At 72.1% G+C, this 14283-nt stretch carries 17 protein-coding genes; 8 read left to right on the forward strand and 9 right to left on the reverse strand.

What is annotated here, in order from left to right; all coding sequences use genetic code 11:
* Positions 1 to 6: 6 nt before the first annotated feature.
* Positions 7 to 873 (reverse strand): formate dehydrogenase accessory sulfurtransferase FdhD, encoded by an 867-nt coding sequence (gene fdhD, locus ACIBD9_RS16110; RefSeq protein ID WP_396718265.1) that lies wholly within the window; start codon positions 871 to 873, stop codon positions 7 to 9.
* Between the two features lie 383 nt (positions 874 to 1256).
* Here fdhD and ACIBD9_RS16115 point away from each other — a divergent pair, with 383 nt between their 5' ends.
* The 3 genes from ACIBD9_RS16115 (at position 1257) to ACIBD9_RS16125 (ending at position 3463) form a co-directional block, all read left to right on the forward strand.
* Positions 1257 to 2012 (forward strand): NTP transferase domain-containing protein, encoded by a 756-nt coding sequence (locus ACIBD9_RS16115; protein ID WP_396718267.1) that lies wholly within the window; start codon positions 1257 to 1259, stop codon positions 2010 to 2012.
* Positions 2009 to 2275, forward strand: coding sequence for a DUF6457 domain-containing protein (locus ACIBD9_RS16120; protein WP_396718269.1), 267 nt, complete (start codon positions 2009 to 2011; stop codon positions 2273 to 2275). Before ACIBD9_RS16115 ends, ACIBD9_RS16120 begins: the two co-directional genes overlap by 4 nt.
* 81 nt (positions 2276 to 2356) lie before the next feature.
* A complete protein-coding gene (locus ACIBD9_RS16125; protein WP_396718271.1) occupies positions 2357 to 3463 on the forward strand; it encodes a T3SS (YopN, CesT) and YbjN peptide-binding chaperone 1 in 1107 nt (368 codons plus the stop codon).
* A 6-nt stretch (positions 3464 to 3469) separates the two neighbouring features.
* Here ACIBD9_RS16125 and ACIBD9_RS16130 read toward each other — a convergent pair whose 3' ends face one another.
* Both ACIBD9_RS16130 and ACIBD9_RS16135 read right to left on the reverse strand, forming a co-directional pair.
* Positions 3470 to 4426 (reverse strand): zinc-binding dehydrogenase, encoded by a 957-nt coding sequence (locus ACIBD9_RS16130; RefSeq protein WP_396718274.1) that lies wholly within the window; start codon positions 4424 to 4426, stop codon positions 3470 to 3472.
* 72 nt (positions 4427 to 4498) lie between these two features.
* Complete coding sequence (locus tag ACIBD9_RS16135; RefSeq protein WP_238659336.1) at positions 4499 to 4963, reverse strand: Lrp/AsnC family transcriptional regulator; 465 nt, start codon at positions 4961 to 4963, stop codon at positions 4499 to 4501.
* A gap of 59 nt (positions 4964 to 5022) precedes the next feature.
* Between ACIBD9_RS16135 and ddaH the strand changes: the two genes are divergently transcribed.
* A complete protein-coding gene (gene ddaH / locus ACIBD9_RS16140) occupies positions 5023 to 5856 on the forward strand; it encodes a dimethylargininase (RefSeq protein WP_396718277.1) in 834 nt (277 codons plus the stop codon).
* Between the two features lie 68 nt (positions 5857 to 5924).
* On the opposite strand, the gene ACIBD9_RS16145 is transcribed toward ddaH, so the two are convergent.
* Together ACIBD9_RS16145 and ACIBD9_RS16150 are read right to left on the reverse strand one after the other, a co-directional pair.
* Positions 5925 to 7112: an ABC transporter substrate-binding protein gene (locus ACIBD9_RS16145; RefSeq protein ID WP_396718280.1), complete on the reverse strand. Its 1188-nt coding sequence runs from the start codon at positions 7110 to 7112 to the stop codon at positions 5925 to 5927.
* 81 nt (positions 7113 to 7193) lie between these two features.
* Complete coding sequence (locus ACIBD9_RS16150) at positions 7194 to 7991, reverse strand: alpha/beta hydrolase family protein (protein ID WP_396718283.1); 798 nt, start codon at positions 7989 to 7991, stop codon at positions 7194 to 7196.
* 84 nt (positions 7992 to 8075) lie between these two features.
* On the opposite strand from ACIBD9_RS16150, the gene ACIBD9_RS16155 reads away from it, so the two are divergent.
* Positions 8076 to 8678, forward strand: a complete 603-nt coding sequence (locus ACIBD9_RS16155) for a bacterial proteasome activator family protein (RefSeq protein ID WP_238661813.1) — start codon at positions 8076 to 8078, stop codon at positions 8676 to 8678.
* 2 nt (positions 8679 to 8680) lie between these two features.
* On the opposite strand, the gene ACIBD9_RS16160 is transcribed toward ACIBD9_RS16155, so the two are convergent.
* The 3 genes from ACIBD9_RS16160 to ACIBD9_RS16170 all read right to left on the reverse strand — a co-directional run bounded on the left by ACIBD9_RS16160 (position 8681) and on the right by ACIBD9_RS16170 (position 11349).
* Positions 8681 to 9493 carry an HAD family hydrolase gene (locus tag ACIBD9_RS16160; RefSeq protein ID WP_210787440.1) on the reverse strand — a complete coding sequence of 271 codons (813 nt, stop codon included), beginning with the start codon at positions 9491 to 9493 and terminating at the stop codon, positions 8681 to 8683.
* Entirely contained in the window at positions 9493 to 10314 is an 822-nt protein-coding gene (locus tag ACIBD9_RS16165) for an HAD family hydrolase (RefSeq protein ID WP_387175139.1), read from the reverse strand. The genes ACIBD9_RS16160 and ACIBD9_RS16165 overlap by 1 nt, the downstream gene beginning before the upstream one ends.
* 294 nt (positions 10315 to 10608) lie before the next feature.
* Positions 10609 to 11349, reverse strand: coding sequence for a hypothetical protein (locus tag ACIBD9_RS16170; protein WP_396718287.1), 741 nt, complete (start codon positions 11347 to 11349; stop codon positions 10609 to 10611).
* 130 nt (positions 11350 to 11479) lie between these two features.
* Here ACIBD9_RS16170 and ACIBD9_RS16175 point away from each other — a divergent pair, with 130 nt between their 5' ends.
* The 3 genes from ACIBD9_RS16175 to ACIBD9_RS16185 all read left to right on the forward strand — a co-directional run bounded on the left by ACIBD9_RS16175 (position 11480) and on the right by ACIBD9_RS16185 (position 13276).
* The gene (locus ACIBD9_RS16175; protein WP_387175134.1) at positions 11480 to 11911 is read left to right on the forward strand and encodes an OsmC family protein; all 432 of its coding nucleotides are present in this window, start codon (positions 11480 to 11482) and stop codon (positions 11909 to 11911) included.
* Positions 11912 to 12060: 149 nt separating this feature from the next.
* Positions 12061 to 12408 carry a metallopeptidase family protein gene (locus tag ACIBD9_RS16180; protein ID WP_030487733.1) on the forward strand — a complete coding sequence of 116 codons (348 nt, stop codon included), beginning with the start codon at positions 12061 to 12063 and terminating at the stop codon, positions 12406 to 12408.
* Positions 12409 to 12553: 145 nt separating this feature from the next.
* Positions 12554 to 13276 (forward strand): AIM24 family protein, encoded by a 723-nt coding sequence (locus ACIBD9_RS16185; RefSeq protein WP_396718289.1) that lies wholly within the window; start codon positions 12554 to 12556, stop codon positions 13274 to 13276.
* 49 nt (positions 13277 to 13325) lie between these two features.
* On the opposite strand, the gene pheA is transcribed toward ACIBD9_RS16185, so the two are convergent.
* Positions 13326 to 14282: a prephenate dehydratase gene (gene pheA / locus ACIBD9_RS16190; protein WP_396718292.1), complete on the reverse strand. Its 957-nt coding sequence runs from the start codon at positions 14280 to 14282 to the stop codon at positions 13326 to 13328.
* Position 14283 lies beyond the last annotated feature (1 nt).

The raw sequence follows: 14283 nt of genomic DNA on the forward strand, positions 1-14283 counted from the left end.
CTCGGGTCAGGCTGGCTGCTCCACCGTGATCCGGTGCGGCCCGGTGTAGACGTTCATGGTCCGCCCGCGCAGGAAGCCGACAAGTGTCATCCCCGCCTCGTCGGCCAGTTCGGCGGCGAGGGTGCTCGGGGCGGACACCGCCGCCAGCAGCGGCAACCCGGCCATCCACGCCTTCTGGGTCAGCTCGAAGCTGGCCCGTCCGGAGACCAGCAGTAGGTGCCCGGCGAGCGGCAACCGGCGTTCCCGCACGGCCCAGCCGATCACCTTGTCCACGGCGTTGTGCCGGCCCACGTCCTCCCGGAGCACCACCAGCTCACCGTCCGCGGTGAACAGCCCCGCCGCGTGCAGCCCGCCGGTCCGATCGAAGCCGCGCTGGGCGGCGCGCAACCGGTCGGGCAGGTCGGCGAGCAGCGTGGCCGGCACGCTGAGCGGATCCTCCGCGACCGGGAAGAGTGACCGGGTGCGTATCGCGTCGATGCTGGCCTTGCCGCAGACCCCACAGGAACTGGTCGTGTAGAAGTTCCGGGACGGGTCGGTGGTCGGTTCCGGTACGCCGGGAGCCAGCACCACGTCCACCACGTTGTACGTGTTCGGCGTCTCCGCGCCGGCGCAGAGCTGCGCGGTCAGCACGTCGTCGGTCGACCGGATCAGCCCCTCCGTCAGCAGGAACCCGATGGCCAGGTCCAGGTCGTCGCCGGGGGTACGCATGGTGACGACCAGCGGCCGACGTCGACCGGGGCCGGCCGCGCCGACCCGGATCTCCAGCGGCTCCTCGACGGCGAGCGTGTCCGGTCGGCGGACCGACCCGCGCCCGGCGGTCGCCGCGTCCAGGTCGATCCGGAGTACGCCCCGTCGATCAGTTGCCCGTCCCATCCCGCCATCCTCCACCCCGCACCCGCACACCCGCACGACCACCAACCATTCGTGAGCACCGCCCCGCCCTCACCCCCACCCCGACCCCCCACCCCCACCCCGACCCCACCCCCGCGCGTTGATCATGAAGTTGTCCGCGCGTGTCGTCGGCGTGTCGAGCGATAAGTCCATGATCACCGGGGCGAGGGGTCGGGCCAGCAGGGTCGGACGAGCCGGGTGGGGGCCTCGCGATCGGGTCGGGCGGAGCGCCGGCCGGACCGCACTACACCGGGTCGAGCGGCGGGCACGACCGGGCGGCCCGGGGTCGGGCGCCGGGCACGACCGGGCGACGCCGGGGTTGAGCGGCGGGCACGAGCGGGCGGTGGCACGGCTACGGTGGCCGGGTGGGGACGTACGCCGCCGTGGTGCTCGCGGGTGGGGCCGCCCGACGGATGGGTGGGGTCGACAAGCCCGCGCTTCCGGTCGGCGGCCGGCCGATGCGTGACCGGGTGCTGGCCGCCGTCGCCGACGCGACGCCGCGCGTGCTGGTCGGTGCCGCCGACGCGGTGCCGGCGGGTGTGCGGGTCGTCCGGGAGGACCCGCCCGGCGGCGGCCCGGTCGCCGCGGCGGCGGCGGGTCTGGCACTGCTGGATCCCGATACCGCGCTGGTCGCGCTGCTCGCCGCCGACTTGCCGCTGCTCACCCGGGCCGCGATCGGCGACCTGCTGCATCACCTCACCGACCCAGGCCCCGAAACCGAGCCGGCGGGCCCCGACGCCGACCTGGGCCCCGACGCCGACCTGGGCCGCGACGCCGACCTGGGCCGCGACGCCGACCTGGGCCGCGACGCCGACCCGGGCCGCGACGCCGACCCGGGCCCCGACGCCGACACAGATTCGGCGGGCCCCGACGGGGCGTGCTTCGTGGACGGGGACGGTCGGCGGCAGTCGCTCTGCGGTGTCTGGCGGGTCGCCTCGCTGCGGGCGGCGTTGCACCGGTTGACTGTCGAGCGGGACGGGACTCTGTCCGGAGCCCCGGTCCGGGCACTGCTGGCTGGTCTCGTCGTGCGGGAGGTGGCCTGGTCCGGCGAGGGCCCGCCGCCGTGGTTCGACTGCGACACTGACGAGGACGTACGCCGGGCGGAGGAGTGGGCGCGATGACGGTGATGGACGACTGGGTCACGGCGGTGTGCGCCGAGTTGGATCTGGACCCGGCCGCGGTACCGGTGCCAACGGTGCTGGATCTGGCCCGGGACGTCGCCCATCAGGTGCTGCGTCCGGGTGCGCCGGTCACCGCGTACCTCTTGGGGTTGGCGGTTGGCCGGGGCGCGGAGCCGGCGGACGCTGCGGCCCGGCTCAGCGCGCTGGCGGGCGCCTGGCCGGTCGAGCTGGGCGCCGACCCCGCGAACCCGACGGCCCCCTGACCGCCGCTGTCCGATCCCGGTCCGGGCTGATTCGGCCCCCGGGCGGCGTGGGTAGGGTGATCGTGACGGACGGAGGCGATCATGACGGCTGACCACCCCTCGGCGCCGCACGGTGAGCTGCCCGGCGCTTCGACTGAGCCGGCGGAATCGATCCTGCTCGACGAGCCCAGCACCACCGACCTGCGAGCGAAGGTGACCGAGGCGTGGCGGGAGTTCGCCCGTGCGCTCGCCGTACGGCTGCGGGAACTTCCCGTCGGCGCGCACCTCGACGTGACCCTGGACCCCACCGCCTCCGGCACCGGGGACGCCATCTATTCGATAAGCGTCGACGTGGACGCGGACCGGGTGTTGTCCGCCCGCGCGGTCGGCAACGCCACCCTGCCGGCGGGCTACCGACTGGACCGCGGTGCGGTGGCGGACATGGTCGCGCTCGGTTGGTCCCCGCCCGGGGTGGTCGCCGGCTCCGGTGGTTCCTTCGGGCTGAACGCCACGACGGCCGAGTCGACCCAGGTCGCCGCGCTGCTCTCCCGCACGCTTCGGGACGTCTACGGCGCCCCGCACCCGGCCTTCCTCGTCTACTCGGTGCAGGACACCGAGGGCGAACCGCTGGCGGTGGACCCGCTGGGCACCGCGCGCAGCGAGTTCGGCCCGGACGCCGACGTGGAGGCGGACCTGGAGGAGGCGTTGGCCGAGGCGGCCGCCGCGCAGGTGGAGCGGGACGACGTGCTCGACCTGGCCGACCGGGTCCGTACCGTGGTCTCCACGATGTTGAAGTCGGACACCGACCGGTTGCAGGTCGACTCGGACGGCGACATCAACATCCGCGCCGGCTCGGCGATGGTCTTCGTGCGGGTGCGGGACAATCCGCCCCTGGTGGACGTCTTCTCCCCGGTGCTCACCGAGGTCGAGCCGACCGAGCGGCTCTACGTCAAGCTCTCCGAGCTGACGAACCGGATGCCGATCGGCCGCCTCTACTGCGCCGACGACACGGTCTGGGCGTCCATCCCGGTGTTCGGCCGCAACTTCCAGGCGACCCATCTGATGCTGGCGGTGCAGGTGATGACCGGTCTGGCCGACGAGTTGGACGACCGTCTGCACGGCGAGTTCGGGGGCAAGCGGTTCTTCGGTGAGGGTGACAAGCCGGTCCGACGCGACGAGTCGGAGCACCGCACCGGCATGTACCTCTGAGACCGGTCAGGTCACGTCCAGCAGGGTCTTGCCGACCGTCGCGCGCGCCTCGATGGCGGCGTGCGCGTCGGCGGCGCGTTCCAGCGGGAAACGCTGGCCGATGAGCGGTCGCAGCCGGCCGGCCGCCGCGTCGGCCAGGGCCTGTTCGGTGTACGCGCGCAGCCGCGCGGGCGGCACGTCCGGCCGGACCAGGGTCACCTGCCGTGCCGCGGCGGCCTCCGCCGACACCGGGGACCACTCTCCGCTCGCCAACCCGAAGCTGACCATCCGGCCGCCCGGGGAGAGCAGGTCGAAGGCGGCCCGGGCCACCGGACCACCGACCCCGTCGAGCACCACGTCGACCCCGCCAACCGCGGCCCGGACCTGCTCGACCCACTCGGGTCGGAGGTAGTCGACGGCCAGCTCGGCACCCAGGCCGGGCAGCAGGTCCACCTTGCGTGGCCCACCGGCCGCGCCGACCACCTGGGCTCCGGCCCGGACCGCGAGCTGCACCAACAGGCTGCCCACGCCACCGGCCGCGGCCTCCACCAGCACCCGGTCACCCGGGTGGACGCCGACCGCCTCGATCAGCATGGTGGCGGTCCGCCCGTCGGCCAGCAGCGCGACCGCCTCGTCCAGCGCCAACCCGGCCGGCACCGCGATCGACGCCGACGCGTCCACGGCCGCGAGTTCGGCGTAACCGCCGGAACCTCCGGTTGCGCTGACCACCCGCTGCCCGGTCAGCGCCGGGTCGACGTCCGGCCCGACCGCAGTGATCACCCCGCCGACGCCGTTGCCGGGGATCAACGGTGGGGTGAGGCGGAACGGGCCGGGGCGACCGGCGCGCAGTTGCGTCTCGATGAAGGTGATGTTCGCGTGCGCGACGTCGATCAGCACCTGGCCGGGGCCGGGCACCGGGTCGGGCGCGGGGCCGGGCACCAGCACCTCGGGCCCGCCGAACTCACGTAACCAGATCGCCCGCATGACAGTCTCCTCGGCCTCGGTGGGCTGCCTCGCCCACTCGGGGTCAGTCCATCTCCTCAACCCGGGTTGAGGTCAAGAGGTGCCGGGAGAAGGGCCGACGCCGGGCGATTCGACCAGCCGGGAGAGCACGATGGTGCTGCGGGTGGAGGTCACGAACGACTCGGCACGCAGCCGCTCCAGCGCTGCCTCCAGGTGGGCGATGTCGGCGGCGCGCAGGTGCACGAGCGCGTCCGCCTCCCCGGAGACGGTGTACGCGCCGACGACCTCGGGGTGTCGGCGGGCGGCGACACCGATCTGCGCCGGGGTGGTCCGGCCGGCGCAGAACAGCTCCACGAAGGCCTCCGTCGTCCAGCCGACGGCGGCTGGATCAACGACAGCCGTGAATCCCCTGATCACGCCGGTGGCGCGCAGTCGGTCGACGCGGCGCTTGACCGCCGGGGCGGAGAGTGACACCCGAGCGCCGATGTCGGCGTAGGACGCGCGGGCGTCCGCGACGAGTAACGCAATGATCCGCTGGTCTACCGCGTCTATCTGCAACGTTCCGCCTCTGGGAAGCAACGCTTGTGGCTGTTTTCAAAGTTCCACGGTACCTACTCTTGTTGACCGTGAACCAGCAGCGTTTCCCGCGAAAGCGGACATATCTCATGTGCTCGCCGGAGTATTTCGCGGTCGAGTACGCGATCAATCCGTGGATGGACGTGACCACCCCGGTCGACCGGGACCTGGCCGTCAAGCAGTGGGACCGGCTGCGCGAGACGCTTGTCGGCCTCGGCCACGAGGTGCACCTGCTCACCCCCGAGCAGGGCCTGCCCGACATGGTCTACGCCGCCAACGGCGGCTTCGTGGTGGACGGCAGCGTCTACGGCGCCCGGTTCAAGCACGAGCAGCGGGCCGCCGAGGCCGCCGCCCACCACGCCTTCTACGAGGCGCAGGGCTGGCGGTTCCTCGCACCCAGCGAGACCAACGAGGGTGAGGGCGACTTCGCGTACGTGCCGGAGGCGCACGGCGGGCTCATCCTGGCCGGGCACGGCTTCCGCACCGAGATCCCGGCGCACGCCGAGGCGCAGGAGGCGCTGGGCCGCCCGGTGGTGTCGCTGCGCCTGATCGACCCCCGCTTCTACCACCTGGACGTGGCGCTCGCGGCCATCGACGACGCGAATGTCGTCTACTTCCCGGGCGCGTTCTCCGCGGCCAGCCAGCGGGTGCTCACCCAACTCTTCCCGGACGCGGTGATCGCCGACGACGAGGACGCGATGGCCTTCGGGCTCAACCTGGTCAGCGACGGCGCGAACGTGGTGCTCAACAGCGAGGCCACCCGCTTGGCCGGCAAGCTCAAGGCGGCCGGGTACACCCCGGTCCCGGTCGAGCTGGCCGAGCTGAAGAAGGGTGGCGGCAGCGTGAAGTGCTGCATCGCCGAGCTGCGACACTGACCCCACGAACGTCTCGGGGCCGGCCTCCCACTGGGAGACCGGCCCCGAATCGTGTTCCGGGTGGGCGTTCAGCCCAGCGTGGCCAGCTCGTTGATCAGCACGTTCGACATGACCTGACCGTCGCGCTGCACCTCGCGCAGGTACCACTTCTGCTGAGGGGTACGCGGCTGGTTGAACTGCCAGATGCCGCGCGGGCTGTCGATCTGGCCGATCTTGCCCAGGGCCAGGTTGACCTGCTGCGGCGTGGGCTTCCCGCCGGCCAGCTGGATGGCCTGGTCGAGCACCTGCGCCGCGTCGTACGACGCCATCGCGTACGTGGTGGGGGTGACCTGGTACTTCTTGCGGTACGCCGAGGCGAAGACCCGGTTCGACGTGTTGTTCAGGTCGGCCGAGTAGTTCAGCGCGGTCTGGATGCCCAGCGCGTTGTCCTTCAGGTTCTCCAGCACCGCGCCCTCGGTGAGGAAGCCGGGTGCGTAGATCGGCCCGGCGAACTTCTCGCGCAGTTGCTTGATGAACTCCACGGCGGCCGCCCCGGCGAAGAAGCAGAAGACCGCGGTGGGCTTCTTGGCCAGCGCCCTGGTGATGTCCGAGGCGTACGTGGTCTTGCCGGGGTTGGGGGTGGCGTTGGTGTAGGTCACCGCGTCGCGAATCCGTGGGTCGCTCGCGCCGAACTCCTGCCGGAAGCCACGGACCACGTCCGGGCTGCCGACGTTCTCCGGCATGATGATCGCGACACGGCCGTTCGCCGGCAGTTGGTCGCGCAGGTAGCGGCCCAGCGCCCGGCCGGCCTCGTCGAGCACGTACGAGGTCCGCCAGATGTAGAAGACGCTCTGCAGGCTGCTCGGTGAGGCGTTGGAGCCGATCAGCGGGACCCGGGCCTGTTCCACGGTGTCCCGGATGCCGACCATCACCGCCGAGTTGACCACGCCGGTGAGCGCCAGCACGCCCTGCTTGAGCAGGCCATCGACCGCGGCCTTACCGGTCTTCGCGGTGTCGCCCTCGTCGGCGGTCAGCAGCTCCACCGGGTGGCCGCCCAGCCGCTGGTCGTTCAGGTCGAGGAAGAGCTGGAAGCCGTTGGTGATGTCGTCGCCGATGCTCTTGAATCCACCGGCCTGCGGCGTGATCAACCCGATCTTGATTGGACCGCGGTCGGCGGTCGGTCCGGCGTCACTGTCTGAGCCACACGCGGCGACGAACCCGGTGGTACCGAGCGCGGCCAACAGTTGGAGCGCCCGCCTGCGATTCATCTGTGACACCGAGTTCCTTCCACGGAAGCGTTGCAGGGCCGAACACCGCCCCACCGGCGTTCTACCTGCTCCGCGACGCTGCGTCAATGGCTAGTGATCATCGTGCAAGGACCGCAACACAGCAAGGACCTGAGGCCAGGCGACGGACTCCGGGTCGATCAGCCCGAAATGCTCGCATCCAGGCAGTTCAACAAGGGAAATATCGGAACCCTCGGCACGCGCCTCCGCGACGAAATCCCGGCTCATCTCCGCCGGAACCTGGAGATCGTCCGAGCCGTGCACAACTACCGTCCGTGTTCGTATCGGTACCAACATCCGTGGATCCGCAGCCGCGTAGCGGTCCGGGACCTGCGCCGGGCCGCCCCCGAGCAGCGCGGCGACCGCCCCCGAGTCCAAATCCCGCCGGTACGCCTCGCCCAGATCGGCCACCGGGGCCAGGGCGAGCACCCCGCGCACAGTCGCCGGGGCGGTGGCCGCCGCGTACAGCGCCAGGTGACCGCCGGCGGAGTGCCCGACCAGGATCGGCGCGGCCGGAGTCACCCGGCCGGGCAGCGCCTCGGCCGCCAGCGCCGGCAGCTCGGCCACCCCGGTCAGGACGTCGGTCAGGGTGCCCGGCCAGCCACCTCCGGGCTGCCCGGTGCGGCGGTACTCCAGCTGCGCCACCGGGTAGCCGGCAGCGGCGAGGGCCGCGGCCAGCGGGCCGGTGTGCCGTCGGTCGTACTCGGCCCGCCAGAACCCGCCGTGCAGCACGACGACCAGCGGCCGTGCCGGCCCGGTTCCCGCTGGGAGGCGCAGGTCGGCCACCTGATCCGGGTCGTCCCCGTACGCCACGGTCCGGTCGGGCTCCGGAGCGGGCCGGGTCAACACGGCGCGCGGGTCGACAGGCATGGCGCGACGGTAGCGCGCCCCGCCCGGGTGGTTCGGCCCCGGGAGTCGGTCCCGGACGGCATAGCTCGGGCCCGCTGGGTAAAGATGGACCCCATGACCGAAGCGCGCTCCGCTGGACAGAACGACGAGCCCGGCCCCGACGACTCCGGCCACTCCGGCACCGTTGTGGTGGTCGGTCCGGACGGCCGGCCGATCGGCACGATGCAGACCGACGAGGGCCAAGGCGAGGATCCGACCCGCCTGGTCGAACAGCCGGCCAAGGTGATGCGGATCGGCAGCATGATCAAGCAGCTGTTGGAGGAGGTGAAGGCCGCGCCCCTCGACGACGCCAGCCGCAACCGGATGCGGGAGATCCACGAGCGGTCGATCGTCGAGCTCAAGGAGGGCCTCGCCCCCGAGCTGCGCGACGAGCTGGAGCGCATCTCGCTGCCCTTCGCCGAGGACAAGGCCCCCAGCGAGGGCGAGCTGCGGATCGCGCACGCCCAGCTCGTCGGCTGGCTGGAAGGCCTGTTCCACGGCATCCAGGCGGCCCTGGTGGCGCAGCAGATGGCCGCCCGGGTGCAGCTGGAGCAGATGCGCGGCGGCCGGCAGGCGCTGCCCAGCGGCCCCGGCGGAGTCGTCCCCGGGATGCCGGGCATCGGCCAGCCGGGCGCCGGCGAGGGTCACAACACCGGTCAGTACCTCTGACCTCAGTCCACCCCGAAGATCTTCTCCAGGTACGCCGCCACGCCGTCCTCGGTGTTCGCCGTCGTCACGTCGTCGGCGACCGCCAGGACGGCGCGGTGCGCGTTGGCCACCGCCACGCCACGCCCGGCCCAGGTCAGCATCGGTACGTCGTTGGGCATGTCGCCGAAGGCCAGCACGTCCGCCGCGGCCACCCCGAGCTGGTCGCAGTACCAGGCCAGCCCCGCCGCCTTGGTCACCCCGGCCGCGGAGATCTCCACCAGCCCCGAGGACGACGAGTGCGTGGCCTCGGCCAACCCCGCCACCGCCGTGGCGATCAGCTCGGCGAAGGCATCCGGGTCCTGCTCGCCGGCTCGGGCGAGGAGCTTCACCGCCGGCACCGAGAGCAACTCCTCCGGCGTCTCGATCGGCCGGATGCCGTTGGCGTCGGCGTCCCAGCGCAGCGGGTAGTGCGCCTCGTGCCGCATCTCCCGGCTGTCCAGGATCTCCACGGCGAAGCTGATCCCGGGCACCTCGGCCCGTAGCCTCCGAGCCACCTCGGCCAGGTGGTGCGGTGCGAGCGGGTCAGCCCGCACCACCTCGTCCTCGAACGGGTCGTAGACCACGGCGCCGTTGGCGCAGACCGCCGGCAGCGGCCGGGCGAGCTGGTCGTACACCATCTTGAGCCAGCGGACCGGACGGCCGGTGACCAGGACGACCGGCGTGCCTCGCGCGGAGATCCGCGCGAGCAGGTCGGCGGTGCGCGGGCTGACGGTGTGGTCGTCGCGGATCAGCGTGCCGTCGATGTCGGTGGCGATGAGGCGGGGTGTGTCTCCCATTACCGGGACAGTAGCCGGTCGAGATACACCGCCACCCCGTCGTCGTCATTGCGCAAGGTCACCTCGTCCGCGACGGCGCGCAGAGCGGGGTGGGCGTTCGCCACGGCCACCCGCGACCAGCCGGCCCACTCGAACATCGGCAGGTCGTTGGGCATGTCACCGAAGACCAGCACATCGGCCGGGTCGACCCCGAGGGTCTGCGCCACCACGGTCAGCCCGGTCGCCTTGTCCACGCCGGGCGGGCAGATCTCGATGAAACCGAGCCCGGCCTGGGTGAGTGTGGCGACCTGCGGCGGGACGATCCGACGAGCCACCGCCAGCAGTTCGTCCACGTGGTGGTCGGCGGTCCGGGCAAAGGCCTTGATCACGTCGCAGGCGAGACACTCGTCGCGCGTGCGCGCCTCGAAGCGGTCCTGGTAGGGCCAGCTCTCGTGATAGTCGCCCCACAGCGGGGCGTCCTGCTCGTCGGACGCCTCGACCATGACGGTCAGCGGGCCGACCTCCGCCTCCAGGTCGGCGAGGAGCCGGGCCAGCACCTCGGCGGGCAGCCGCTCGTCGCGGAGCACCACCGGGCCGCTCGGGTCGCTCTGGTCGACCACTCGCCCACCACCGGCCATCACCAGGAAGTCGGCGGCGCGGATGTCGTTGCGGGTCAACTCGGTCAACCGAGGGCCGCGTCCGGTCGCGCCGACCACCGGAATCCCGGCGGCGCGCACCCGGTCGAGCACCCCATGGGTGTACGCGGAGACGGTGTCATCGCTGCGGACCAGCGTCCCGTCGAGGTCGGTCGCGATCAACTTGGGCAGTCCCGGGCGGGTCATGGTTCCTCCTTCGCCCGCCGCCGTCGCACCGCCAGCGTCAGGGAAACCGACTCCCGGCGTGACGGCGGGCAGCAACCGTACCTCGCGGAACGGGTCGCATCCATGGCTTCCAGGCGAATCGGACGCCAACCCCCGGCACCCGCAAGGTGTCCCCACCCCGCCCCCACCCCCTCCCCGCCGATCATGGAGTTGTGGTGTCCGGTTTACCCGTTCACACGACTTATGTTCACCACCACAACTCCGTGATCGACGCGATCGAGGCGCCGTGAGGTCGGGCGTTGGGGTGGGGTGGGGTTAGGGCTGGGGGTCGGGGCGGGCGAAGGGGGCGGCCGGGGCGACTGTCAGGTCGGCTGGTGCGGGTAGGCCGTCGTCGACCGGGTCCGGGTCGCGGCGGCGGCGCCAGGGGCGCGGTGCTGGCGCGTCGGCGGGCCGGTCATCGTCCGGTGGCGCGGCGAACGCGCCGGGGGGTGCGGCGGGCGCCAGCCGCAGGGCGGCCGCGAACAGCACACAGGCGGCGAACGCCATCACCAGCCCCCGGCCGTACTCGACCTGGAAGCCGTCCTGCGGCGAGTAGAAGAAGTTTCGCTGACCGGGGTTGTCGAAGCTGGCCGTGGCCGCCACCAGCAGCGCCAGCAGGGCACCGGCCAGGGTGAGGCCGGCCAGTCGGGCGTTCGGCCGCACGGCCGCCGTGCCGCGCAACGCCAGCGCCACGGTGCAGACCAGGGCGAGAAGCCCGACCAGATAGCCGACCCCGAAGCCACCGACCTCGGACACCCCGGCGGGCACCTCGATCGTCGCGTTCCCCTCGGGCCCGCCGTTCGGCAGGCTCATCACCAGCCACTCACCGACCAGCGAGGCGATCGCGGCCACCGCGCCCAGACCGGCGAGCAGCAGGGGCAGTCGAGGATCCCGCGCGAAGTCGGCCAGGGACCAACCGAACCGGCGTCGTGGAGCCGGGTCGACGGCGCCCCACTCGATCACGGCCGGGGCCTCGGACCGGTCGCCCTGCCGCGGGATCGGAAGCTCCTCGGACATCGGCCACCCTTCCGCCGGCACGGACCTGGGTCGCATCATGGCACAGCAAGCTGGTGGTGACAGGGATCGCAGGGCTGGCGAGCGTGCCGGTCAGTCGCTCGGCGGTCGCCTTTCCGCTAGCGTTTGCCTCATGCCTATCCGTACCGCTTCAGCACAGTGGCAGGGCAATCTCACCGAGGGCGCGGGCACCATCCGCACCGGTAAGGGCGGCCTGTCCGGCAACTACTCCTTCAAGTCGCGCTTCGAGGAGGGTGAGGGCACCAACCCCGAGGAGCTGATCGCCGCCGCGCACGCCGGCTGCTTCTCGATGGCGTTCTCCAAGGCGCTCGCCGACGCGGGCTCCACGGCCACCTCGGTCGAGACCACCGCCAAGGTGCACCTGGACAAGACCGACGCCGGCATGACCGTGACCCGGATCGACCTGGAGACGGTCGGCCAGGTCCCGGGGATCGACGACGCGGAGTTCCAGAAGCTCGCCGAGGCCGCCAAGGCCAACTGCCCGATCTCCCGCCTGCTCTCGCCGGGTGCCGAGATCACCCTCAACGCCCGCCTGGCTTCCTGAGCTAGCCGGCCCACACCGTACGTCCACGGAAGGAGCCTCCGCCCGGTCCCGGGTGGTCGCTTCTTCCGTGCATGTGCGGGTGACGGCCACGGTCGTCCCGCAGGACCGGGCCGCGTGCCCCCGCGTCGGGCACAATGGGCGAGGTGCCGGTGGAGATGAGCCGTGAGCGCTTCGAGGAGTTGGTCGGCGAAGCCCTCGACGAGGTGCCCGAAGAACTACTCGGCCTGATGAACAACGTGGTGATCCTGGTCGAGGACGACCCGCCACCGGGAGAGGTCGACCTGCTCGGCCTCTACGAGGGGCATGCGCTCACCGAGCGCGGCTGGGACTACTCCGGCGTGCTGCCCGACCGGATCTTCATCTACCGCCATCCGATCCTGCGGATCTGCGACAACGACGAGGACGTCATCGACGAGGTGGCGGTGACCGTGGTGCACGAGATCGCCCACCACTTCGGCATCGACGACGCGCGGTTGCACGCTCTCGGCTGGGGCTGACCCCCGCCGCTCGACGCCCGCGCCGCTCGATGCCCGCCCGCGCCGCACGGCCCGCGTGCGCCGCGCCGCCCGGCCGATGGCCTGTGCTTGCCGAGGTCGCCTACCGTCGGTGCAGCGAACGCGACCCTATTCAGGAGGCCCTTTCATGCGCAGCGAGCTGTTCTCCGCGGAGAATCTGGAGAAGGAGTCCGCGCAGCCCGGCATGCGGTTGCAGAACTCCAAGATGTTGAAGATCGAGCTCAACGGTGAGGCGATGGCCCGGGTCGGGTCGATGGTCGCCTACCAGGGGAATGTGCAGTTCCAGGCGCTGGGCTCGGGCGGGCTCGGCAAGTTCCTCAAGCAGAAGCTCACCGGCGAGGGCGTCCCGCTGATGAAGGTCACCGGCCAAGGGGACGTCTTCCTCGCCGAGCTGGCCAAGGACGTGCACATCATCGACCTGGAGCCGGGCGACGCCCTCTCCATCAACGGCAGCAGCGTGCTCGCCTTCGACTCCACCCTCCAGTACGACATCAGGATGGTCGGCGGTGCCGGGATGGCGTCCTCGTCCGGCCTCTTCAACTGTGTGTTCAGCGGCCACGGGCGGATCGCCATCACCACCAAGGGCACCCCCGTCGTGCTGAACGTGGACGCCCCGACGTACGTCGACCCGCAGGCCGCGGTCTGCTGGTCGGCGAACCTCCAGACCGGCTACCACCGGGCCGAGCAGCTCGGTCTCGGCACACTGCTCGGCCGTCGCACCGGTGAGTCGTTCACCATGAGCTTCGCCGGTCAGGGCTTCGTGGTGGTGCAGCCGTCCGAGGAGCCGCCGGTTCTGGGCAGCGGCCAGCAGCAGCAGGAGGGCGGTCTGCTCGGCGGTCTGCTGAGCTGATCGCGAGTGGCGTGGGGCGCTCCCGAACTGTGGGGGCGCCTCCGCCCGATCAGGTCAACTCGCCGGTACGCAGGCGGGCCAGCCAGGCCGCCGCATCGGCGTAGTCGATGTCGGAGAGACCGGCTGGCGCGGGCACCGGGCGTTGGCCCGCTGCCTCGGCCCACCGGTGCCGGGGGTAGGAGCCCAGGAAGCGGACGTCGGCACAGACCCGGCGGAGCCCCTGCAACGCCTCGCCCAGGCGTACGTCGGCCACGTGGCCGGTGCAGTCCAGGAAGAAGACGTAGCGGCCCAGCGCCTCACCGGTGGGACGGGACTCGATCCGGGTCAGGTTGACCCCCCGGACGGCCAACTCCATCAGCACGGACAGCAACGCGCCGACCCGGTCGTGGGCGATGTAGACCGCGAGCGAGGTGAGGTCGTCACCGGTCGGCGGCGGTGGCGGCCCGGGGCGGGACACCAGCGCGAACCGGGTCACCGCGTCGGGGTGGTCGGCGATCTTGTCGGCGAGTGTCGTGAGTCGGTGCCGGGAAGCTCCGATCGGTGCGCAGATCGCCGCGTCGTACTCACCCGTGCCGGCACCGGCGGCGGCCGCGCCGTTGGAGAGTACGTCGACCACCACGGCGTCGGGCAGGTGGTCGCGCAGCCAGCCTCGGCACTGGGTGGACGCCTGTGGGTGGGCCGCCACGGTGCGGACCGAGGTCAGCGAGGTGCCGGGCCGCGCGGCGAGCACGAACTCCACCGCCAGGATCACCTCCCGGGTGATCACCAACGGCTCGCCCTCGGCCATCTCGTCCAGGGTGACGCCCACCGCGCCGCCGATCGAGTTTTCCAGTGGCACCAGCGCGGCGTCGGCGTCGCCGGCGCGGACGCTGTCCAGTGCCTCCCCGACGCTGCGGGCGGGCGTACGGGTGCCGCGCTCGGCGGCGGGCACGGAGCGCAGGGCCTGCTCGGCGAAGGTGCCCTCCGGCCCGAGGAAGACGAAACGCGTCGGCGGTGTTCCCGGCATG

The organism is Micromonospora sp. NPDC050784, from assembly GCF_044456765.1.
Lineage (GTDB): Bacteria > Actinomycetota > Actinomycetes > Mycobacteriales > Micromonosporaceae > Micromonospora > Micromonospora foliorum.

Excerpts from the sequence above, each read along its gene's own strand:
- fdhD (WP_396718265.1), bottom strand. The coding sequence starts at position 873 with ATGGGACGGGCAACTGATCGACGGGGCGTACTCCGGATCGACCTGGAC.
- ACIBD9_RS16120 (WP_396718269.1), top strand. The coding sequence starts at position 2,009 with ATGACGGTGATGGACGACTGGGTCACGGCGGTGTGCGCCGAGTTGGAT.
- ACIBD9_RS16125 (WP_396718271.1), top strand. The coding sequence starts at position 2,357 with ATGACGGCTGACCACCCCTCGGCGCCGCACGGTGAGCTGCCCGGCGCT.
- ACIBD9_RS16130 (WP_396718274.1), bottom strand. The coding sequence starts at position 4,426 with ATGCGGGCGATCTGGTTACGTGAGTTCGGCGGGCCCGAGGTGCTGGTG.
- ACIBD9_RS16150 (WP_396718283.1), bottom strand. The coding sequence starts at position 7,991 with ATGCCTGTCGACCCGCGCGCCGTGTTGACCCGGCCCGCTCCGGAGCCC.
- ACIBD9_RS16155 (WP_238661813.1), top strand. The coding sequence starts at position 8,076 with ATGGACCCCATGACCGAAGCGCGCTCCGCTGGACAGAACGACGAGCCC.
- ACIBD9_RS16160 (WP_210787440.1), bottom strand. The coding sequence starts at position 9,493 with ATGGGAGACACACCCCGCCTCATCGCCACCGACATCGACGGCACGCTG.
- ACIBD9_RS16165 (WP_387175139.1), bottom strand. The coding sequence starts at position 10,314 with ATGACCCGCCCGGGACTGCCCAAGTTGATCGCGACCGACCTCGACGGG.
- ACIBD9_RS16170 (WP_396718287.1), bottom strand. The coding sequence starts at position 11,349 with ATGTCCGAGGAGCTTCCGATCCCGCGGCAGGGCGACCGGTCCGAGGCC.
- ACIBD9_RS16175 (WP_387175134.1), top strand. The coding sequence starts at position 11,480 with ATGCCTATCCGTACCGCTTCAGCACAGTGGCAGGGCAATCTCACCGAG.
- ACIBD9_RS16185 (WP_396718289.1), top strand. The coding sequence starts at position 12,554 with ATGCGCAGCGAGCTGTTCTCCGCGGAGAATCTGGAGAAGGAGTCCGCG.
- pheA (WP_396718292.1), bottom strand. The coding sequence starts at position 14,282 with ATGCCGGGAACACCGCCGACGCGTTTCGTCTTCCTCGGGCCGGAGGGC.